Here is a 21529-nt window from a genome sequence, read left to right as displayed (position 1 = left end):
ACCCATCCCTTCCCCTTTCGATCCAGGAGTACATCCATGAGCACTTATGACGTCGTGATACTCGGCGGTGGCCCCGGCGGTTACAACGCGGCGATCCGCGCCGGACAACTGGGTCTGAAAGCCGCCTGCGTGGAAGGACGCGCCACACTCGGCGGCACCTGCCTGAACGTCGGCTGCATGCCATCCAAGGCATTGCTGCATGCCTCCGAACTGTACGACGCGGCCATGGGTGCGGAATTCGCCAATCTGGGGATCGACGTCAAACCCAGCCTCAACCTCGCCCAGATGATGAGGCAAAAGGATGAAAGCGTTACCGGGCTGACCAAGGGCATCGAGTTTCTTTTCCGCAAGAACAAGGTCGACTGGATCAGAGGCTGGGGCCACATCGACGGGCCGGGCAAAGTCACGGTGACCGATAGCGCCGGCGGCAAGACTGAGTTGAACGCCAAGGACATCATCATCGCCACCGGCTCCGAGCCCACGCCCCTGCCCGGCGTGGACATCGATAACAAACGCATCCTCGACTCCACCGGTGCCCTGGCGCTGACCGAGGTGCCCAAGCATCTGGTGGTGATCGGCGCCGGCGTGATCGGCCTGGAGCTGGGCTCGGTCTGGCGGCGACTGGGAGCTCAGGTGACGGTGGTCGAATTCCTCGACCGGATTTGTCCCGGCGTGGACATCGAAGCCGGCAAAACCCTGCAGCGTTCCCTGAGCAAGCAAGGCTTGAGTTTCAAATTGAGTTCAAAAGTGACCAGCGCCACCACTTCCACCACCGGCGTGCAACTCAGCGTCGAGCCTGCCGCTGGCGGTGCTGCCGAGTTGCTGGAAGCCGATTACGTGCTGGTGGCCATCGGGCGCCGACCTTATACACAGGGCCTGGGCCTGGAGAACGTCGGCCTCGCGACGGACAAGCGCGGCATGCTCGCCAACAAGGGACATCGAACCGAAGCCGCCGGGATCTGGGTGATTGGCGACGTGACCTCGGGTCCCATGCTCGCGCACAAGGCCGAGGACGAAGCCATGGCTTGCGTCGAGCAAATCGTCGGCAAGGCGGGCGAGGTCAATTACGACCTGATCCCCAGCGTGGTCTACACCAGACCGGAGCTGGCCAGCGTCGGAAAGACCGAAGAGCAGCTCAAGGCTGAAGGTCGGGCGTACAAGGTCGGCAAGTTTCCCTTCACTGCCAACAGCCGGGCGAAGATCAACCACGAAACCGAAGGCTTCGCCAAAGTGCTGGCCGATGAGCGCACGGACGAAGTCCTCGGCGTGCATCTGGTCGGCCCGAGCGTCAGTGAAATGATTGGCGAGTATTGCGTGGCCATGGAATTCAGCGCCTCGGCCGAAGATATTGCCCTGACCTGCCACCCACACCCGACCCGCTCAGAGGCCTTGCGCCAGGCGGCGATGAATGTGGAGGGGATGGCGACGCAGATGTAAGACTTGAAGCGTTGCAGTGACTGATCTATCGCATTCGCGAGCAGGCTCGCTCCCACAAGGTTTGCGCTGTACCTGTGGGAGCGAGCCTGCTCGCGATGCAGACGACTCGGTCTAGAGCGGCAAATGCTCCAGCGGCAACGACCCCGGGGCCTTCACCGTGTGAATCGCAAAGTTGCTGCGAATATCACTCACCCCCGGCAGCTTCAGCAATCGCCCGGTGAGAAAGCGGTCATAGGCGCGCAAGTCCGGCACCACCACCTGTAGCAGAAAATCCGACTCTCCCGACACCAGGAACGCCGAAATCACCTCGGGCAATGCCGTTACCGCCAGGCGAAAGGCTTCGGCTTGTTCATCGTTATGACGCTCGACCTTGACCCCGACAAACACTGTCAGCCCCAACCCCACTTCATCGCGGTCCAGGTTGGCCTGGTAGCCGCGAATCACCCCCGCCTCTTCAAGCATCCGCACCCGGCGCAAGCATGGCGATGCCGACAGGCCAATCTCGTCCGCCAGTTGCACATTGCTCAGGCGGCCATCCCGTTGCAGCGCGGCGAGGATCTTGCGGTCGTAGGCGTCGAGTTTCATGGTTTGGCAGATCCTGATGGTTCAATCTTGATTAAGTGGCAGATTATGCCAATACACGTCCTGATAGAAGCTGACAACGCAAGCACCTGCCCCGCCCTCCAGCCCTAGACTGGTACGACCAAATCGACAACGAACGGGGTGCAACATGCAAGGTCTCTGGCTGTTTTTCATGGCACTGGCAGTGGTCTACCTGTTGCCGGGGCCAGACATGATCTTGCTGTTGCAGACCGGTGCCCGCCAGGGCAAAGGCGCCGCGCTGGCCACGGCCGTGGGCCTGGGCATCGCCCGGGGTTGCCATGTGGCATTGGCGGCGCTGGGGCTGGCGGCACTGTTCAAGGCGGCGCCCTGGACTTTCGACGTGGTGCGCCTGGCCGGTGCCGCGTATCTGCTGTGGATCGGCATTCAGTGCCTGCGAACCACGATGCTGCCGAGCCTCACCAGCGCCGACGCAACCGGCGAAAAACCACGCTGGGGCGCAGCCATCCGACGCGGACTGCTGACCAACCTGCTCAACCCCAAGGCACTGCTGTTCTGCTCGGTGCTGCTGCCGCAATTCATCAACCCACAGGCCGGGCCGGTGCTCGGGCAATTTGCGACGTTGGGCGTGGTGCTGGTCGGTGTCGGTTTGCTGTTCGACAGCGCCTACGCTTTGATCGGCGCGGCACTCGGCCGTTGGCTGCAACGCAGCCCCTCAGCCCAGCGCCTGCAACAATGGTTGTTCGGCAGCCTGTTGATCGGTTTCGCCGTGCGGCTGACCTTTGTGCAACAGGCTTGAACCTCACTGCGCCTTGCGGCGGCGCTTGAACATCAACAGCGCGGCTGCCACGAACACCACTAAGCTACCGACCTGTAACGGTGTCTTGTACGGGCGCAAGGTCGAACGCGCAGCGTCGGTGACTTGGGTCACGTAGCGTTTGTCGGCGTTTTCGAAGTCGGGGTATGGGCACTGGTGGCCGAAATCGGCGGCCCATTCCACGTAAGGCCCTTCTTTGACATAACGCTGATAAATCGCACTTTGCTCCTCGAGGCTGCTGTTCCACCCCGACGCCTCGCACAGCACCGCCGCAAACGCCTGACTGGTGTGAGGCAAGTTATCCGCCGCCTTGCTCGCCAGCGCGGTGGCCACGAAGCGATAGTGATAACGCTGATCTGGCTGGGCAGCGCTGGCCTGCTGGCGCTTCACTTCGTCCTCGGCCACCAGCGGACCGACCTTGAGTTCGTCGTTTGCCAGGGTGAAGTTACCGCCGAGCGTGGCGTAATCCGGCGCCATTTCGTAGCCCAGGATGTCCATGCCCCACTCGCGGGCCGTCCAGGCCGCATTGAACAGCGCAGCGGCGCGACGGGTCGGCCACCAGGCTGAATCAGCCGCCAGACGTTGCTCGCCATACAACCTCGCCTTATGCCGCAAGCCGTCATTGTCGAAGTACGCCGGCGCTTGCTCGTAATGCCCCTCGCGCAACAAACGCCGACCCAGCAGATTGCGCAGGCTCGCCGCCACCGGCAAGGGCACGTAGTTGTCGCGGTCCTGCTGGCTGAGCGGCGGCGGTGCCGGTACTTGAGTGTCGACGTAGTGTTTGAGCTCTTCGAGGGTCAACACGCGCTCGGCAACGGTGGCGGCGTCAAACCAGTAAATGCTTTGGCTGCGATACAGCTGATCGAAGGCTTGGAGGTAATCCCCGCGTTGCAGGGCCAGGATCGCGCTTTCACCCTCGACCCGGCATTTGGGCTGGAGCGTTTCGTAATCGTAGTCCGGGGTGCGGCGCTCGCCCCAGGATTCATTCTGCGGGAAGGCCTGGACCGCTTTGGCATAGGCTGCGGCGGCCGCGCTCTTATCGCCCTCGCGCACCGCCAGTTTTGCCCGCAACCACCAGGCCAAACCGCCATCGCCGGAATGTTCGAGGAAAGCCTTGGCGCTGGCGTAATCACCCTGTTGATAATTCATCGCCGCCAGGCGGTCGGCGTTTTCGAGACTGCCACGGGTGCTGTTTTGCAGCAGCTTGATCATTTTTTGTTCGTTGGCCGGTTGATCGCCGAACGACCAACCCAACCGGCTGATCAGCGACGCGGTCACCAGTTGCTGCACTGGTTGGCCCTTGAGCAACTCGGCCACTTGATCCTCCGGCAGCGTCATCAGGTCCGCCATCAACAGCTTCAGCGAGGTGTAGCCCACCGCAGAGCCGTGCAGATTCTGCGTGGCGTACAGCTCGATGGCGCGGTTCCAGTCACCGGCAGTGCGCACCACCCGGGCTTCTTCGCCGAGGCTAGCGACACCCAGTTCCAGTGGATCGCTGAAGCCGTCGATGCTCAGTTGCCGGGTTTGCTCAAAGGCCTTGCGCGATTGTTCGAGCAAATCCGGGGCCGCATCGGCTTCGACGCTCATGGCGAACAACGCGCGCCCCAACGAGTAAGCCGCCCAGGTGCTGCGCGAAGCCCGTTGTTCTGCGGGCAGGGCCAGCACTCTCTTGAAATAGCCGGCGGCCAAGGCCGTATCCCCCGCGCCAAATGCCACAGCGCCGGCCAGGTACAACCTGAGCTCAGGCGGCAGTTGCGCCCCTTGGGTTTCAACCTGACGGGCATCGGTCAGGCTGCGCAGGTGTTTCACCAACACTTGTTGCTCAGCGGAAAGTCCCACCTGCTCGGCCTGATCCCGCAGCGCAACAGGGTCAGTCTCATCCGCGTAGTTGGCACCAGCGGTGACGTTCTTCAACCCGTTGATGGCGTGGCCGAGGCGGCTGATTTCAAAGCTGAAGTTGCCTTCCGGCAGTTCCGCCAGCGACTGGCCACGGTTATCCAGCAGGCGCATGGGGAAGTCCGGGCCGCAGGCCAGCGCCGAACCCAGTGGCAGGCTGAGGCTCAGGCAAAGCAAATGACGCGGCCAGTTACGGGTGAACATTCGAACCTCCTTGATCAATGTGTGCGCAGCGAGCCCAACCAATGGCACGCTGTCCGCCGGCCGGTATTCGACCGTCGCGCAGGCGGGTGAAGGTAAGCAGATCCGGGCTCTGTTGCAACGCGTAACCGGCCAGGGCATCGGCCCCCTCACAATCACTGACCGCCAGGGTCAGACGTTCGGGCCAGGCGCGATCGAGATTGCCCTGGTTGCTAATGCCGATGTCATAGAGGTCATTGTCGGCCGAGAGCTGCAGTTTCAATTGACTGTCGAGGGCGTCACCACGCGCCACGGCGCGCAAAGTGATCAAGCTCCAGGCCCGACGGTCGTTGGCCAATGGCAGGCGAAACCAGATCAGGCCCGCCATATGTTTCGGCGGATCGGCACGCAACTCGGTGCCGAGGGTGCGCAATGACTGCGGATCGGCAAGTAATTCACGGCGCAGGCCTGCACGCTCCACCGTCACTTCACTTTCCACAACAGGTGCGCCGCCCACCGACGGCAGCAACGCCACGCCATAAGCCGGCAGCGCCAGAAAGAAAGGTTTTGTTGTGATGCGGCTCCAGGCCTTCGCCCATTGCCGCGCCTGATCGGCATCAAACAAGCCGCGACGCGGATCGCTCACCGCGTGCACCTGCAACACGCTGCTGTCGACTGTGGATAACAGCGCCGGCAGTTCACGACTGTCGAGCCAGGACGGCAACGCCGTGATGCTCAGCGGCAGCGAAGTCGGCAATGCTTCGCGCAAATGCACGAGAAACTCGCGGTACGCCGGTAGCCGGGCATTACCGGCATCGTGGTCGATTTCCACGCCGGTGAGGTTCAACCCCTGTCCCTGCCAATCGCTGATCACCTGGCGGATCTGCGCAGTGACTTCCTCCTGATCCAGTGCCTTGAGCTGCCCATCCAGGCGAACCACCGCAATCACCGGCCGGCCATCACGCTTGAGCAGTGCCGGGTCAATTCGGGCCCGACTCCAGCCCGCGTTGGGGAAAGCCTGCAAGGCCAGCACTCGCAACGTCGAAAAATCGGCGCGGCTGTCCCTGAGGGCAGCGTCGTGGGCCGGCGTCCACTGCCGCTGCCAGACGTAAAGCTGTTGATCCAGCGGCGGTGCATCCTGTCTTTCGCATCCGGTGGTGAGCTCCAGCGCCATCAGCAAGACCATCGAGCGAGTGAAAAAAACCATTGAAACGCCTGTTCCTGAAATGCAGAAAGGGCCTCTGCGGCCCTTTTTCGTTCTGCCCACTACCCTACCCAGCCATCGACCGGCGGGCAATGTTGGCCTGCAATGATCTTTAGATATCGAGCACCAACGGCTGCGCCCCCTGCGCCGGAATCGCACAGCAAATCAGCACTTGTCCGTCATCCGGCACCTCCGCGGGCGGCAGTGGATAATGTACCTGTCCGCTGATCAAGCGCGTCTTGCAGGTGCCACAGGAGCCGCCTCGGCAACTGAATTCCGGGCGCAGGCCACGGCTTTCCGCCAGCTCCAGCAAGCTGCCGCCCTCTGGCTGCCAGCGCGCTTCCTTGGCCGAGCGCTGGAACACCACGGGCACCGACGTGGTGGCGGCTGGCGGTTGCTCGATGACCACCGCATTGGGGTCCGGTCGCCGGCGCAAGGTGGACGGGCCGAAGGTTTCGGCGTGAATCCGCGAATCGCGAATGTTCAATTCGCGCAAGCCGTCGTACAACGCCTGGGTAAAACTCCCGGGACCACAGACGACAAAATCCAGCTGATCGTAGTCCTCGACTGTCAGCAGATCCTTGAGCAGCGCGACATCGATCCGTCCACTGAGGTCGAAGTCCTCTCCTTGCATCGCCTCGGGTTCCGGTTGGCTGAGCAAACGCACCACCCGCACCGCGTCACCGGCGTCTTCGAGCAAGCGATCCAGTTCGCGGCGAAACGGCTGGTCACCCAGCGTACGCGAACTCTGGATAAACCATGTCGGGCGGATACGGCGGGTACGCAATCCCTGGTAAACCACCTCCCGCAGCATCGACAACAGCGGCGTGATGCCCACCCCGGCCGCCAGCAACACCAATGGCCGACGCTCATGGGGTGCCACGGTGAAATGCCCTTGCGGCGCCCGCGCCTCCAATACATCGCCAACACGAATCTGCTCGTGCAAATGCGTAGACACCCGCCCGTCACGCTTCACGCTGATGCGGAAAAAATCATCGGACGGCGCGCTCGATAAACTGTACGTGCGGATGTGCACTTCACCGTCGATATTGAAACGCAGAGGCAAATGCTGCCCGGCCTGGAACAGTGGCAACCCGGCTCCGTCAGCGGGCTCCAGGTAAATCGAGCGAATGCTGTGGCTTTGCGCTTCAATCCGCGCCACCCGCAACGGCCGCCATTGATCGCCCAGGGCCTTGGCCTGCAAACGCGCCTTGGCCTGCTCCCAGGTGCCAGTGAGCAAACTGGTGGGTGAAACACCGTCGAAACGCCAGCGCAGCGCCAGAGCGGCGGGGCGACGTACCACCTGCTCGACATCGATTGTCCACAGGCGCTCGGCTCCCTGGAACGCCTCGACCTGAGGGCCCTCCAGGATGATTTCAGTGCGTCCGCTGAGCTGCAGCAAATCACCGCTATTGAAATCGATGAACAGCAATCCGGCCCGGGGGTTGAGCAGCAGGTTGCCCAAGGTGTTGAAATGCAGGTTGCCGGCGAAGTCCGGAATGGTCAGGCGATTGCCTTCCACCCGTACGAAACCGCTCTGCCCGCCACGGTGAGACACATCCACCGAACGTTCACCGTCGACCTCCACATAACTGGCAACGAAGAACGTGTCTGCCTCGGCGATCATGGCTTTGGCCGCGTCATCCAGTTCGTTGAAATGCTGGGCGGCACGCGTCGAAGGATCGGTCAGCGGCACCGAGCGAAACTGGCGCAACTGAATGTACTGGGGGCAATTGCCGAAGGACTGGTCTACCGTCACCGCGAAACCACCCGCAGTCATGGCGCGGACATGGCCATTGATGCGGTTGCGACGGCGAGTGTGCAGCTCTATACCCAACAGGCCAATGGCCGAGCCGTCGCTCATCTGCGCAGGATCGTCAACGGCAGGCAGGCCGCGAAATTGCAGCAAGCCAGGTTCAGGCGAGTGGGCGAAACCAGGCTCACCTTCAAGGATGCTGGCCCAGGGATGACCGTCGGCATCCACCGCCCCGTACAGCATGAACGGCAATTGCTGATAGAACGTGCGGTGCTGCTCCGGCATCTCGCTGCGAATCACCTTACGACCGAACACCTCCATTCGCTCGGCAACGCCCACATGCGCCTGCAATTGCTTCTCGCCGGCATGCCAGGGTGAACGGTCCATACGGCTTCTCCCTTGCGCCAGTGGCGCAGAACGGGGCGGTCCGGTAACTCCGGGCCGTCAGCATCAGGCGGTTTTTTGCAGACCGGCAACGGTGCGCGGCATGCCGACAAAACCCGGCAAGGCTTCGATGCGGGCCAGCCAGGCTCGAATGTTGGCGTACTCGTCCAGCGACACATTGCCCTCGGGCGCATGGGCGATGTAGCTGTAGGCGGCGACGTCGGCAATCGTCGGTTCAGTGCCGGTCAGATACAGCGTATTGGCCAGTTCGTGATCGATCACTTTGAGCACGGTATGGGCGTAGGCAATCACTTCTGCAGCGTTGTAAGGCGCGCCAAACACAGTGATCAATCTTGCCCGGGCAGGACCGAAGGCAATCGGGCCGGCAGCCACCGACAACCAGCGCTGGACCTTGGCCGCACCCTCCGGATCAGCCGGCAGCCAGCGACCGTTGCCGTACTTTTGCGCCAGATACACCAGAATCGCGTTGGAGTCGGCCAACACCACGCCCTGGTCATCAATCACCGGCACTTGGCCGAATGCATTGAGCGCCAGGAACGCCGGTTGCTTGTGCTCGCCCTTGGCGAGGTCAACGAAGATCAGTTCGGTCGGCAATTTCAGCAGGGACAACATCAACTCGACACGGTGAGCGTGGCCGGAACGTGGGAAGTTGTAGAGTTTGATCACTTGCATGGTCGACACCTCGGGGGAGTGGTGCTGCTCAGGAAGACCAGCGCCGATGAGGCGTATACTCTACCTTCAACCAAAACTACAGAATCACCATAAAACGCAATCAATTATTTCACTGGGTGAAATAACTCAACACTTGAGCGCCGGATGCTCGCGCAGGGTCTTCACCGCAAAATCAACAAAACTGCGCACCCGGGCCGGCGCTTTACGCCCGCCCTGATAGACCACATGGATGGGCAACGGCGGCAGTTCGAAGTCGGCCAAAATGATATCCAGCTCACCAGCGGCCACCTTGCTCGCGATTTGATAAGACAGTACCCGCGTGAAGCCCAACCCCAGACAGGCTGCCGTGATGGCCGCCTGATTCGCTGTCACCACCAGTCGTGGTTCAGCCCGGACACTCAAGGTTTCGCCGTCTTCAATGAATGGCCAACTCCGCAATTGGCCTATGGCCGATGTCGCAATGATCGGCGCCTGAGCCAGCTCCTGTGGATGCCTGGGCCGACCATGGCTGGCCAGATACTGTGGCGATGCGCAGATCACCCGCCGCACCTCACCCACGCGGATCGCATGCTGATTGCTGTCAGGAAGTTCGCCGATGCGGATGGCCACATCGACGCCCTCCTCGACCACGCTCACTACCCGGTCCACCAGCAGCGCGTTGATGCAGACTTCGGGGAATTGCGTCAGGTAGCTCACCATCAGCGGCGTGACAAACAGCTCGCCGAACAAAACCGGAGCGGTGATGGTCAGTTGCCCACGAGGATGGATATGGCTGCCCGCTGCCGAATCCTCGGCTTCCTGCACCTCGGCGAGAATTCTCCGACAGTCCTCCAGATATCGCTGACCGGCCTCGCTCAAATACACGCTGCGCGTGGTACGTGTGAGCAGTTGCGTGCCAATACGCTGCTCCAGCGCCGCCACCGCTCGGGTGACGCTGGCCGCCGACAGCCCCAAACGCCGCGCCGCCGCCGAAAAACCCTGTTCCTGGGCGACGGCAGCGAAGACCTGCATTTCCTGGAAACGGTCCATGGGCATGTCCTTATTTCAGATAGATAAATCGCAATAAAAGGCCGGGATGTTAAACGCAAGTGCTCAATATCAAAGTTGGGCGTCCGACCATCAATTAAATCAATGGGCTACTGCACTCTAGCGCCTGCGCTGTAAAAACCAAGCGCGGCACAAACCTCAAAGAGCAGGCCGGGGGATTATTGATAATTAATGAGGGTTATTTTCTTGCGACAGGTGCGACTGTTCGCAATTATCCGGACCCACCCGCTGCAACGGCTAATGCCTGACAGGGAAAAAGAGCCACTGGCTCGGCCCCCAACCCGTTTCCAGGCATGGGCTCGTCAGCGGACGATATCCACAGCGGCAGAATTCCAGCCTGCATAAACAGGCGGAATATACGACTGCTCCTATACTACAAGCCACCCTGTTACCTATTGAGTATTAGTAGGTACCTCGTTGAAATCTTCCCTACGTGAAATAAGGCGTTAGTTGTTAGCGCTTGGACGCCTGTCCATCGATCTTGCTTCCAAGAGTCACTGAGTAGGGAAGAGTGAACTTCAACTAGCTGGCTAACCTGGTGACACCGCAAGGAGTTCGAGAATGTTGCGCACAAACATTTCCGCAAGAGCACTGTCCGGTGGTTTGCTCGATGTACTGATACGCGCCGGGTTGATTACCGTGCTGGTGCTGTTCTGCTTTCAGATCTTCCACCCGTTCCTCAACCTCATGCTCTGGGCGCTGATTCTGGCCATCACCCTGTATCCGCTGCATGCGCTCATCAAGCGCAAGCTGGTCAACAAGGACGGTCGTGCCGCCACCCTGATCGTGGTGGTCTCCCTGGCCTTGCTGATGGTGCCGATCTACCTGCTGGGCACCTCGATCAGTGAATCGATCCAGGGCACTCTGGCGATCCTCAAGTCCGATACGCTGCAGATTCCGCTACCCAGCGAAAAAATCGCTTCCCTGCCGCTCATTGGCAAGCCGCTCTACGGCTACTGGATGCAAGCCGCCACCGACATGAGCAGCGTGCTGATGAAGGTGATGCCCTATATCAAGTCCGTCGGGCTGACCTTGTTGGGCAAAATGGCCGACGTTGGCGTGGGCTTTCTGTTGTTCATCGGCGCCCTGATCATTGCTGGCGTGCTCATGGCCTATGGCGAAAACGGCGAAAGAAGCGCCCTTGCCATCACCTCGCGCCTTTCCGGACCGGAGCGTGGCCCACGCATTACCGAGCTGTGCACTGCAACCATCCGCGCGGTCGCCCAGGGTGTGGTGGGCATCGCGTTCATTCAGATGTTGCTGGTCGGTGTGGGCTTCGTGCTCATGGGCGTCCCCGGTGCCGGGCTGCTGGCCATGGTGGCGCTGTTGATGGGGATCATGCAATTGCCGGTGCTGCTGGTGACTCTTCCGGTGATCGCTTATGTCTTCGCCACCGAAGGGACCAGTCTGGCCACCATTGTGTTTGGCATCTACAGCCTGATTGCCGGGATGGCCGATAACGTCCTCAAGCCGTTGATGCTAGGCCGCGGCGTCGATGTCCCGATGCCGGTGATTCTGATTGGCGCCTTGGGCGGTATGGTGAGCGGCGGCTTCATTGGTTTGTTCATCGGGCCGGTTGCGCTGGCGGTGGGCTACCAACTGTTCTGGCAATGGGTCCAGGACCAACCGTCTGCCGAGGTAATGAACGAGACACCCGAGATCGAGGCGTTGAACGAGACACCGAAGACAGAGGCAATGAACGATCAGCGTCCTGTCTGAGGAGTTTGCGCTTGATGCCACGCCCTGCTCGCATCAGCCGGCTTCTGCTCTGTGGCACCGTCGTTCTGGGGGGCTGTGTGCAACTGGGCCCGGATTTCCAGTCGCCGGCCCAGCCCTGGGTCGACCACTGGAACAGCCCGGCCCTGGAAATCGCCGGCCAACAACACGCGCAACCTGACAGCCGCCAATGGTGGCGCGTGTTCAACGACCCGGTGCTCGACCATTTGATGGCCGAAGCCGACGCCCATAACTCCGACTTGCAAGTCGCAGGCCTGCGGGTCATGGAGTCCCGCGCGCAATTGGGCATCGCTCTGGCCGGCCGCTACCCGCAATTGCAACAAGCCAGCGCCGACAGCCTGTACCTGAACCGTCGACAGTCGGGCGGCGCCAACCCCCAGGACACGCATTTCTGGCAACACAGCGTCGGCTTCGATATCGGCTGGGAACTGGATTTCTGGGGGCGTTTCAGCCGTGCCATCGAGTCGGCCGACGCCTCCTGGTTTGCCGCCCAGGCCAACTACGAAAATGCCCTGGTGCTGTTGCACGCGCAACTGGCGCAAAACTACTACGCCTTGCGCACCGCCGAGGCGCGCCTGGCCATCGCCCGCAGTAACGCCAAATTGCAAAAGCGCAGCTACGAGATCACCGAGCGCCTGTTCAACAGCGGGGCCGAAGCCGAACTCGATCTGCAACAAGCCAAGACCCAGTACCTGGGCACCCTGAGTACCATCCCGGATTTCGAGAGCCAGGTGGCGAGCTTGCGCAATGCGCTGTCTACCCTGATCGGCCAGCCACCCGGCACGATCCCTGATCTTGATCGCAACACCGGTGTGGTGCCACTGCTCGATACCGCGGTCTTGCAGGATGTGCCGGCCAACCTGCTGGTGCGGCGCCCCGATGTCCGTGCTGCCGAGCTGCAAGTGGCAGCGCAGTCGGCGTTGATCGGTGTGGCCGAGTCCGACCTGTACCCCTCCATCAGCCTGCTGGGCAGCATCGTCTGGTCCGCCAGCTCGCTCAACGCTGCGCCCAATACCCTCGACTTCGTGGCCGGCCCCAGCCTGCGCTGGGACATCTTCGACCACGGCCGGATCACCAACAACGTTCGCGTGCAGGATGCGCGCTTGCAGCAATTGATCGTTATCTACCAGGACAGCGTGCGCCAGGCGGCGCGCGAGGCTGACGATGCCGCTACCGGTTTGATCAAAGCGCTGGAGCGCGACCAGATCCTCAGCGAAGCCTCGGTAGCCGCCGAACGTTCGGTGACCCTGGCCAATGCCCAATACCGCGAAGGCTATTCGGATTTCCAGCGCGTGCTGGATGCCCAGCGGGCCCTGTTTGCCCAGCAGGATATTTACCTGGTCAACCGTGGCACCGCCGTCAACAGCCTGATCGCCCTCTACAAGGCTTTGGGCGGAGGTTGGTACAGCGACCAGCCGATGGTCGACCCGGCCACCCGCCAACAGATGCAACAACGGACCGATTGGGGCGATCTGCTCGACGAACCGAAGGAAAGTGCCCATGACTGACAGCCAACAACCGGTCGACGAGAAAGCCCCGGCACCTGCCGCCGACCCTGCGAAAAAAGCGATCAACTGGGTGGTGCTGCTGATCATCCTGAGCCTGGTCTGGTACCTGATGGCCGACCGTTACACCCCCTACACGCAACAGGCACGGGTGCAGGCCTTCATTGTGCCGGTGGCCGCCGAGGTATCGGGCCGGGTGACCAAAGTGCATGTACGCAACAACCAGGACGTCAAGGCCGGCGAGTTGCTGTTTGAAGTCAATCCCGAGCAATACCAGATTGCCGTCGATCGCGCCCGCGCCGACCTTGAGTCGACCCGTCGCCAGGTGGGCGCCAACACCGCCGGCGTCGACTCCAAGCAAGCGTCCCTGCGTGCATCCCAGGCCAACGAGCTCAAGGCACGCCAGGACATCCAGCGGCTTGAACGCCTGTACCGCGAAGACCCGGGCACCATCTCGCTACGACGCCTGGAAATATCCCGCGCCACCCTGGAAGAGTCCATCAGCCAGGTCGCCGCAGCCAAGGCCGAAGTACAACGTGCACGCGAACAACAGGGCGGTAACGAAGACGAAAACGCCCAGTTGCTCAGCGCCGCAAGCAACCTTGAAAAAGCCGAGCTGGACTTGAGCAATACCAGGGTCCACGCGCGCTCGGCCGGCCTGATCACCGATTTGCGCACCGATGTCGGCCAGTTTGCCGCCGCCGGTGCGCCGGTGATGACCCTGATCGCCATCCACGATGTGTGGATCAGCGCCGACATGACGGAAAACAACCTGGGAAGCGTCCAGCCCGGGACGCCGGTGTCCATCGTCCTCGACGCCCTGCCGGGAGAGATTTTCAAAGGCCATGTGCGCAGCGTTGGCTATGGCGTCGATATCGGCCAAACCACCCAGCCGGGCAGTCTGCCGAAAGTGGAGAACAGCCGCGATTGGCTACGCCCTGCCCAGCGCTTTCCGGTCATCATCGAGTTCGAACCCGGTGAGTTGAGCAGCCCGCAAGGCATCCGCTCCGGCGGGCAAGCCGAAGTCATGGCGTTCCCGAGTGAAAGTAACCCGCTGAATATTCTGGGTCGCCTGTTCCTGCGCCTGATGAGCTGGATGTCCTATGCGTATTGAGCGTCCGGCCCGGGTTCAGCGCGCCCTGCGTCTGAGCTTCGGTACGGCGCTGTGCCTGGCGGCGAGCTTTGGTCTGGCCCTGCCCATCCCGTTCCTCGCGCCGATGCTGGCGCTGATGATGCTGGCGGCGATGAACCGACCGTTGCCGTTCAAGGCCAGCCTGGGCCTGATCCTGATCCTGATGCTAACCACCGGGACCGGCCTGCTGCTCATTCCCCTGCTGCGTTATTACCCCTTCAGTGGCGTGTTGCTGGTCGGACTGTGCCTGTTCCTGGCCTTTGGTTATGGCTTGCGTGGCGGCAACCCGCTGGTGGCGACTTTCCTGGTGGTGGGCCTGACCTTGATCAGTTCGGCCGGAACCGCTGAATTCAGCCTGGCGCTTGAGGTGATCGTGGCCCTGGTCAAGGGTTTGTTCTTGGCCGTCACGACGCTGACCATCAGCCATTGGCTGTTTCCCGAGCCCGCCAGTGCCCCCGCGGCCAAACCGGGCCCGAGCCTTACGCCAACCGAAAGCGGTTGGCTGGCGCTACGGGCCACGCTGGTGGTGCTGCCGACTTTCCTGCTGGCCATGATCGACCCGGCCAGCTACCTGCCGATCATCATGAAAGCCGTCAGCCTCGGCCAACAAAGCTGCGCGACCAGCGCCCGCACCGCCGGCCAGGAGTTACTCGGCTCTACCCTGCTCGGTGGCTTGATGGCGATTCTTTTCTGGTGCGCGCTGAGCCTGTTCGTCAACCTGTGGATGTTCTTTCTGTGGATGTTGCTGTTCGGATTGCTGGCGGCCAGAAAGCTCTATGGCCTGGCCCGGACCCGACAACCACCGAGTTTCTGGCTCAACAGCCTGGCGACCCTGATCATTCTGCTCGGCCAATCGGTGCAGGACAGTGCAGCGGGCAAGGACGTTTACACCGCCTTCGCCATCCGCATGGGCCTGTTCATTCTGGTGACCTTGTACGCCTGCGTCATGGTCCATCTGCTGGACACGCGGCGCCAGCGTCGAATTACGACCACCTAGAAACAGAAAAACCCCCTGAGAAGGGGGTTTTTCATCTGTGGATAACTTATTCCACGGTTACCGACTTCGCCAGGTTGCGCGGCTGGTCGACGTCGGTGCCTTTGAGTACGGCAACGTAGTACGACAGCAGCTGCAGCGGGATGGTGTAGAGGATCGGCGACAGGATGTCGTGGATGTGCGGCATGTGCACCACGTGGGTGCCTTCACCGTTGGTCATGCCGGCCTTCTCGTCAGCGAAGACGATCAACTGGCCACCGCGGGCGCGGACTTCCTGGAGGTTGGACTTCAACTTCTCCAGCAGTTCGTTGTTCGGCGCCACGGTCACCACTGGCATGTCGTTATCCACAAGCGCCAACGGGCCGTGTTTCAACTCGCCGGCCGGATAGGCTTCAGCGTGGATGTAGGAGATTTCCTTGAGCTTGAGTGCCCCTTCCATCGCTACCGGGAACTGCGCACCGCGGCCGAGGAACAGCGTGTGGTGTTTCTCGGCGAACAGCTCGGAGATTTTTTCCACGGTGCTGTCCATGGCCAGCGCTTCGCTCAGACGGGCTGGCAAACGACGCAGTTCTTCGACCAGCGTCGCTTCAACATCTTTGGCCAATGTGCCACGAACCTGGCCCAGGGAAAGCGTCAGCAACAACAGGCCAACCAATTGCGTGGTGAAGGCTTTGGTCGATGCCACACCGATTTCGCGACCGGCCTGGGTCAACAGGGTCAGATCGGACTCGCGTACCAGCGAGCTGATGCCGACGTTGCAGATCGCCAGGCTGGCGAGGTAACCCAGTTCCTTGGCGTTGCGCAGTGCGGCCAGGGTGTCGGCGGTCTCACCGGACTGGGAAATGGTCACGAACAAGGTGTCCGGCTGCACCACCACCTTGCGGTAGCGGAATTCGCTGGCGACTTCGACCTGGCAAGGAATGCCGGCCAGCTCTTCGAGCCAGTAACGCGCGACCATGCCGGCGTGGTAACTGGTGCCACATGCGACGATCTGTACGTTACGCACTTTGGCGAACAGCTCGGCCGCCTGTGGGCCGAATGCTTGAACCAGTACCTGGTTCTGGCTCAGGCGACCTTCCAGGGTGCGCTGCACCACGGATGGTTGCTCGTGGATTTCCTTGAGCATGAAATGGCGGAACTCGCCCTTTTCAGCGGCTTCGGCACCGTCGCGATACTGCACGGCTTCGCGCTCGACAGCCTTGCCGTCAACGTCCCAGATCTGCACGCTGTCGCGGCGGATTTCGGCGATATCGCCTTCTTCCAGATACATGAAGCGGTCGGTGACCTGACGCAGGGCCAACTGGTCGGACGCCAGGAAGTTTTCCCCCAGGCCCAGGCCGATCACCAGCGGGCTGCCGCTGCGGGCTGCGACCAGACGATCAGGTTGCTTCGAGCTGATCACTGCCAGACCGTAAGCACCGTGCAACTCTTTGACGGTCGCCTTGAGGGCCACGGTCAGATCGCGCAGATCCTTGAGTTTGTGGTTCAGCAGGTGCGCGATGACTTCGGTGTCGGTGTCCGAAGTGAACACATAGCCCAAGGCCTTGAGTTGTTCACGCAGGGCTTCGTGGTTTTCGATGATGCCGTTGTGCACCACCGCCAGGTCACCGGAGAAATGCGGGTGGGCATTGCGCTCGCACGGTGCACCGTGGGTGGCCCAGCGCGTGTGGGCGATACCCAGACGACCGACCAGCGGCTCGGTGGCCAATGCCTGCTCCAGCTCACTGACTTTGCCCGGGCGACGCAGGCGCTCGAGTTTTTCATCGTTGGTGTAGACCGCCACGCCAGCGCTGTCATACCCACGGTATTCGAGGCGTTTCAGGCCTTCGACGAGGATGGCGGTGATGTTACGTTCTGCGACTGCGCCGACAATTCCACACATGCTATTTCTCCTGACTGATAGCCGCGCAAATCAAATTGATGCCGCGGGCCTGAATCTGATCGCGAGCCTCAAGCGGCAGGCGTTCATCCGTAATAAGGGTATGGATGCTGCTCCAGGGCAGCTCCAGGTTGGGAATCTTGCGGCCGATCTTGTCGGCCTCCACCATCACGACCACTTCGCGGGCGACTTCGGCCATGACCCGGCTCAGCCCGAGCAGTTCGTTGAAGGTGGTTGTACCGCGAACCAGATCGATGCCATCGGCCCCGATGAACAGCTGGTCGAAGTCGTAGGAGCGTAGTACCTGCTCGGCAACCTGCCCCTGAAAGGACTCGGAATGCGGGTCCCAGGTGCCACCGGTCATCAACAGCACCGGTTCATGCTCAAGTTCGCTCAGGGCATTGGCGACATGCAGCGAGTTGGTCATCACCACCAGACCGGGTTGCTGCCCGAGTTCCGGGATCATGGAGGCGGTGGTACTGCCACTGTCGATAATGATGCGCGCATGCTCGCGAATCCGCGCGACGGCGGCACGAGCGATGGCTTGCTTGTATATGGAAACCGGCTGACCAAGGTCCGCGACCAGCTCCTGAGGCATGGTGATCGCCCCGCCGTAACGACGCAGCAACAGGCCATTGCTTTCAAGTGCTGCCAGATCCTTGCGAATCGTAACTTCCGATGTTTCGAAGCGCTTGGCCAACTCATCCACACTGACTTCGCCCTGCTCATTGAGCAAGGCGAGGATGTTGTGACGACGTTGAGGTGTGTTGCGCTTCGACATGAGCTGATAAGTTTCGTTTCGAAAGATAGCAGAAGCAATCAAAACCTATCAGCGAAACTTCGTCAAGCGCCATGCGATAAAAAGAGTTGTGGATAAAAGCATCGCGGGCAAGCCCGCGAATGCAATGGATCTGGCTGTGAATAACTGCAGCCGAGCATTGGACTGTGGATAACTCAGCTCTTCTTGATCTTCTCCGGCCGCTTCCAGCCGTCGATGTTCTTCTGACGAGCACGCCCAATGGCCAACTGGGATTTATCCACAGCCGAGGTAATAGTCGAACCGGCCGCCGTGGTCGCACCATCCAGGATATCCACAGGTGCTACCAACGAGTTGTTGGAACCAATGAACACATCTTCACCCAACACGGTTTTCCACTTGTTGGCGCCGTCATAGTTGCAAGTGATGGTGCCAGCACCGATGTTGGTGCGCGCGCCCACTTCAGCATCACCCAGATAAGCCAGGTGACCGGCCTTGGCGCCTTCTCCCAAGTGCGCGTTTTTCAACTCGACGAAGTTACCCACATGCGCCCGGGCTTCCAGCACGGTACCTGGACGCAGACGCGCGAATGGGCCGGCATCGCTGCCTTCACCCAGAATGGCGCCTTCGATATGGCTGTTGGCCTTGATGACCACGCCTTTGCGCAAGGTGCTGTCCTTGATCACGCAGTTCGGGCCGATCACCACGTCGTCTTCGATTACCACCTTGCCTTCGAGGATCACGTTGATGTCGATCAGCACGTCGCGGCCTACGGTCACGTCTGCGCGCACGTCGAAACGTGCCGGGTCGCGCAGCGTCACACCTTGAGCCATCAAACGACGACCGGCGCGCAATTGATAATGCCGCTCCAGCTCGGAAAGCTGCTTGCGGTCGTTGGCACCCTGCACTTCCATGGCGTCATGCGGTTGCTCGGTGGCCACCACCAGACCATCGCTCACTGCCATGGCAATGATGTCAGTCAGGTAGTACTCGCCCTGGGCGTTGTTATTGGAGAGGCGACTCATCCAGTCGCCAAGACGGGCAAAAGGCAGCGCCAGAATGCCGGTATTGCCTTCGGTGATCTGGCGTTGGGCTTCATCGGCATCTTTCTGCTCGACAATGGCGGCAACCTTGCCAGCGCTATCACGAACGATTCGGCCGTAACCGGTCGGGTCATCCAGTTCGACGGTCAGCAGGCCCAATTGCTCTGGACCCACTTGCTTGAGCAGGCGCTGCAGGGTTTCGACCTCGATCAACGGCACATCACCATAGAGCACCAGCACGGTGTCGGACTGAATGAATGGCACTGCTTGAGCAACGGCGTGACCGGTACCCAACTGTTTATCCTGCAGGACGAAGTTGAGGTCATCCGCCGCCAGGCGTTCGCGCACGGCGTCGGCACCATGACCGATTACGACGTGGATGCGCTGTGGATCAAGTTGCCGAGCGCTGTGGATAACATGACCGAGCATGGAGTTGCCGGCAATCGGGTGCAAAACTTTTGGCAAAGCGGAACGCATGCGCGTGCCTTGGCCTGCAGCGAGAATAACGATTTCAAGAGACATGACTGGCTACCAATCCTGGGTGGTCAGCGGCTGCGACCGGGTTGTAAAAATCGGAAAAGAAAAAAGGGTAGCCGAGGCTACCCTTTTTAATCAATCACACAACAAGTGCTGCCTTAGTGGCCGAACTTCTTGCGGATCTGCTGGACGGTGCGCAGCTGAGCTGCAGCCTCGGCCAGACGTGCGGCAGCGGAACCGTAATCGAATTCAGCGCCACGTTCATGCAAGGCCTTCTCGGCAGCCTTGACGGCTTCCTGAGCGGAGGCTTCATCCAGGTCGGCAGCACGCTGCACGGTGTCGGCAAGTACCTTGACCATGTTCGGCTGAACCTCGAGGAAACCACCGGAGATGTAATACACCTCCTCTTCCCCGCCCTGCTTGACCAGGCGGATCGGACCTGGCTTCAGATTAGTGATCAGCGGCGCGTGACCCAGAGCGATACCAAGATCACCCAGTGCACCGTGCGCAATCACCATCTCGACCAGACCGGAAAAGATTTCCCCTTCCGCGCTGACGATATCGCAATGGACTGTCATAGCCATCTGATTGCCTCAACCTAAATTAGCGCCCGTTGCCGGGCGCCGGGATTACAGTTTCTTGGCTTTCTCGATCGCTTCTTCGATGCCGCCAACCATGTAGAACGCTTGTTCTGGCAGGTGGTCGTAGTCACCGTTGAGGATGCCTTTGAAGCCAGCAATGGTGTCTTTCAGGGAAACGTATTTACCTGATGCACCGGTGAAGACTTCAGCCACGAAGAACGGCTGCGACAAGAAGCGCTGGATCTTACGAGCACGGTTTACCAACTGCTTGTCGGCTTCCGACAGCTCGTCCATACCCAGGATCGCAATGATGTCCTTCAGTTCTTTGTAACGCTGCAGAACGTACTGAACGCCGCGAGCGGTGTCGTAGTGGTCCTGGCCGATTACGTTCGGGTCCAGCTGGCGCGAAGTCGAGTCGAGTGGATCGACCGCCGGGTAGATACCCAGGGAAGCGATGTCACGGGACAGAACGACGGTAGCGTCCAAGTGGGCGAAGGTGGTCGCTGGCGACGGGTCGGTCAAGTCATCCGCAGGTACGTATACCGCCTGGATCGAAGTGATCGAACCTTCCTTGGTCGAAGTGATACGTTCTTGCAGAACGCCCATCTCTTCAGCCAGGGTCGGCTGGTAACCTACTGCCGAAGGCATACGGCCCAGCAGTGCGGATACTTCAGTACCGGCCAGGGTGTAACGATAGATGTTGTCGACGAACAGCAGAACGTCGTTACCTTCGTCACGGAACTTCTCGGCCATGGTCAGGCCGGTCAGAGCTACGCGCAGACGGTTACCCGGCGGCTCGTTCATCTGACCGTAAACCAGTGCCACTTTGTCCAGAACGTTGGAGTCCTTCATCTCGTGGTAGAAGTCGTTACCCTCACGAGTACGCTCACCCACACCGGCGAACACGGAATAACCGCTGTGCTCGATGGCGATGTTACGGATCAGTTCCATCATGTTTACGGTTTTGCCTACACCGGCACCACCGAACAGACCGACTTTACCGCCTTTGGCGAACGGGCAAACCAGGTCGATAACCTTGATGCCGGTTTCCAGCAGGTCGTTACCGCCTGCTTGTTCAGCGAACGAAGGTGCTGGACGGTGAATGCCCCAACGCTCTTCGGTGTCGATCGGACCAGCTTCGTCGATCGGGTTACCGAGGACGTCCATGATCCGGCCCAGAGTCGCTTTACCGACCGGTACGGAGATGGCTGCGCCAGAATCGGTAACTTCCAGACCGCGCTTCAAGCCCTCGGTGGAACCCATCGCAATGGTGCGAACCACGCCGTCGCCCAGCTGTTGCTGAACTTCCAGAGTGGTTTCAGCCGCGCTCATTACTTTCAGCGCGTTGTAGATGCTCGGTACGCTGTCGCGTGGAAATTCCACGTCGATAACGGCGCCGATGATTTGAACGATACGTCCGCTACTCATAGCTGGATCCTCTGAATATTT

At 60.7% G+C, this 21529-nt stretch carries 17 protein-coding genes; 6 read left to right on the top strand and 11 right to left on the bottom strand.

From position 1 onward, the window contains the following. Positions 1–36: 36 nt before the first annotated feature. On the top strand, positions 37–1437 hold the full coding sequence (lpdA, locus tag AC1DWG_RS00690; protein WP_477787123.1) for a dihydrolipoyl dehydrogenase: 1401 nt from the start codon (positions 37–39) through the stop codon (positions 1435–1437). 111 nt (positions 1438–1548) lie between these two features. Here lpdA and AC1DWG_RS00685 read toward each other — a convergent pair whose 3' ends face one another. Further along, positions 1549–2022 carry an Lrp/AsnC family transcriptional regulator gene (locus AC1DWG_RS00685; RefSeq protein WP_008045644.1) on the bottom strand — a complete coding sequence of 158 codons (474 nt, stop codon included), beginning with the start codon at positions 2020–2022 and terminating at the stop codon, positions 1549–1551. 145 nt (positions 2023–2167) lie between these two features. Between AC1DWG_RS00685 and AC1DWG_RS00680 the strand changes: the two genes are divergently transcribed. Further along, positions 2168–2797 (top strand): LysE family translocator, encoded by a 630-nt coding sequence (locus AC1DWG_RS00680; protein ID WP_223443659.1) that lies wholly within the window; start codon positions 2168–2170, stop codon positions 2795–2797. A gap of 3 nt (positions 2798–2800) precedes the next feature. Here AC1DWG_RS00680 and AC1DWG_RS00675 read toward each other — a convergent pair whose 3' ends face one another. The 5 genes from AC1DWG_RS00675 to AC1DWG_RS00655 form a co-directional block, all read right to left on the bottom strand. Beyond that, positions 2801–4915: a hypothetical protein gene (locus AC1DWG_RS00675; protein ID WP_477787122.1), complete on the bottom strand. Its 2115-nt coding sequence runs from the start codon at positions 4913–4915 to the stop codon at positions 2801–2803. Further along, a complete protein-coding gene (locus AC1DWG_RS00670; protein ID WP_477763093.1) occupies positions 4902–6098 on the bottom strand; it encodes a DUF3142 domain-containing protein in 1197 nt (398 codons plus the stop codon). The genes AC1DWG_RS00675 and AC1DWG_RS00670 overlap by 14 nt, the downstream gene beginning before the upstream one ends. A 109-nt stretch (positions 6099–6207) precedes the next feature. Further along, positions 6208–8238 carry a pyridoxamine 5'-phosphate oxidase family protein gene (locus tag AC1DWG_RS00665; protein ID WP_477787121.1) on the bottom strand — a complete coding sequence of 677 codons (2031 nt, stop codon included), beginning with the start codon at positions 8236–8238 and terminating at the stop codon, positions 6208–6210. 63 nt (positions 8239–8301) lie between these two features. Further along, on the bottom strand, positions 8302–8928 hold the full coding sequence (locus AC1DWG_RS00660) for a glutathione S-transferase family protein (RefSeq protein ID WP_477763095.1): 627 nt from the start codon (positions 8926–8928) through the stop codon (positions 8302–8304). Between the two features lie 126 nt (positions 8929–9054). Beyond that, on the bottom strand, positions 9055–9957 hold the full coding sequence (locus tag AC1DWG_RS00655; RefSeq protein WP_477763096.1) for a LysR family transcriptional regulator: 903 nt from the start codon (positions 9955–9957) through the stop codon (positions 9055–9057). Positions 9958–10536: 579 nt separating this feature from the next. On the opposite strand from AC1DWG_RS00655, the gene AC1DWG_RS00650 reads away from it, so the two are divergent. Genes AC1DWG_RS00650 through AC1DWG_RS00635 form a run of 4 tightly spaced genes read left to right on the top strand, consistent with a single transcriptional unit; the run spans position 10537 to position 15346 of the window. Continuing rightward, a complete protein-coding gene (locus AC1DWG_RS00650) occupies positions 10537–11694 on the top strand; it encodes an AI-2E family transporter (RefSeq protein ID WP_477787120.1) in 1158 nt (385 codons plus the stop codon). A 14-nt stretch (positions 11695–11708) separates the two neighbouring features. Then, entirely contained in the window at positions 11709–13220 is a 1512-nt protein-coding gene (locus AC1DWG_RS00645; RefSeq protein ID WP_477787119.1) for an efflux transporter outer membrane subunit, read from the top strand. Next, the gene (locus AC1DWG_RS00640; protein WP_477763099.1) at positions 13213–14331 is read left to right on the top strand and encodes an HlyD family secretion protein; all 1119 of its coding nucleotides are present in this window, start codon (positions 13213–13215) and stop codon (positions 14329–14331) included. Before AC1DWG_RS00645 ends, AC1DWG_RS00640 begins: the two co-directional genes overlap by 8 nt. Continuing rightward, positions 14321–15346, top strand: coding sequence for a DUF2955 domain-containing protein (locus AC1DWG_RS00635; protein ID WP_477787118.1), 1026 nt, complete (start codon positions 14321–14323; stop codon positions 15344–15346). Before AC1DWG_RS00640 ends, AC1DWG_RS00635 begins: the two co-directional genes overlap by 11 nt. Positions 15347–15392: 46 nt before the next feature. Here the strand turns inward: AC1DWG_RS00635 and glmS are convergent, their stop codons facing one another. The 5 genes from glmS to atpD form a co-directional block, all read right to left on the bottom strand. Next, on the bottom strand, positions 15393–17225 hold the full coding sequence (gene glmS, locus AC1DWG_RS00630; protein WP_477763102.1) for a glutamine--fructose-6-phosphate transaminase (isomerizing): 1833 nt from the start codon (positions 17223–17225) through the stop codon (positions 15393–15395). A gap of 1 nt (position 17226) precedes the next feature. Then, complete coding sequence (locus AC1DWG_RS00625; RefSeq protein ID WP_477763103.1) at positions 17227–18003, bottom strand: DeoR family transcriptional regulator; 777 nt, start codon at positions 18001–18003, stop codon at positions 17227–17229. A gap of 173 nt (positions 18004–18176) precedes the next feature. Further along, entirely contained in the window at positions 18177–19544 is a 1368-nt protein-coding gene (gene glmU, locus AC1DWG_RS00620) for a bifunctional UDP-N-acetylglucosamine diphosphorylase/glucosamine-1-phosphate N-acetyltransferase GlmU (protein WP_477763104.1), read from the bottom strand. A 113-nt stretch (positions 19545–19657) separates the two neighbouring features. Continuing rightward, positions 19658–20083 (bottom strand): F0F1 ATP synthase subunit epsilon, encoded by a 426-nt coding sequence (locus tag AC1DWG_RS00615; RefSeq protein ID WP_007969909.1) that lies wholly within the window; start codon positions 20081–20083, stop codon positions 19658–19660. Between the two features lie 45 nt (positions 20084–20128). Next, positions 20129–21508: a F0F1 ATP synthase subunit beta gene (atpD, locus tag AC1DWG_RS00610; protein ID WP_034152182.1), complete on the bottom strand. Its 1380-nt coding sequence runs from the start codon at positions 21506–21508 to the stop codon at positions 20129–20131. Positions 21509–21529: the final 21 nt, after the last annotated feature.

The sequence above is a fragment of the Pseudomonas sp. P4_B3 genome (genome assembly GCF_056402295.1).
The sequence above is the reverse complement of the archived record's forward strand: the minus strand, read 5'-3'. Positions and strand labels throughout refer to the sequence as shown.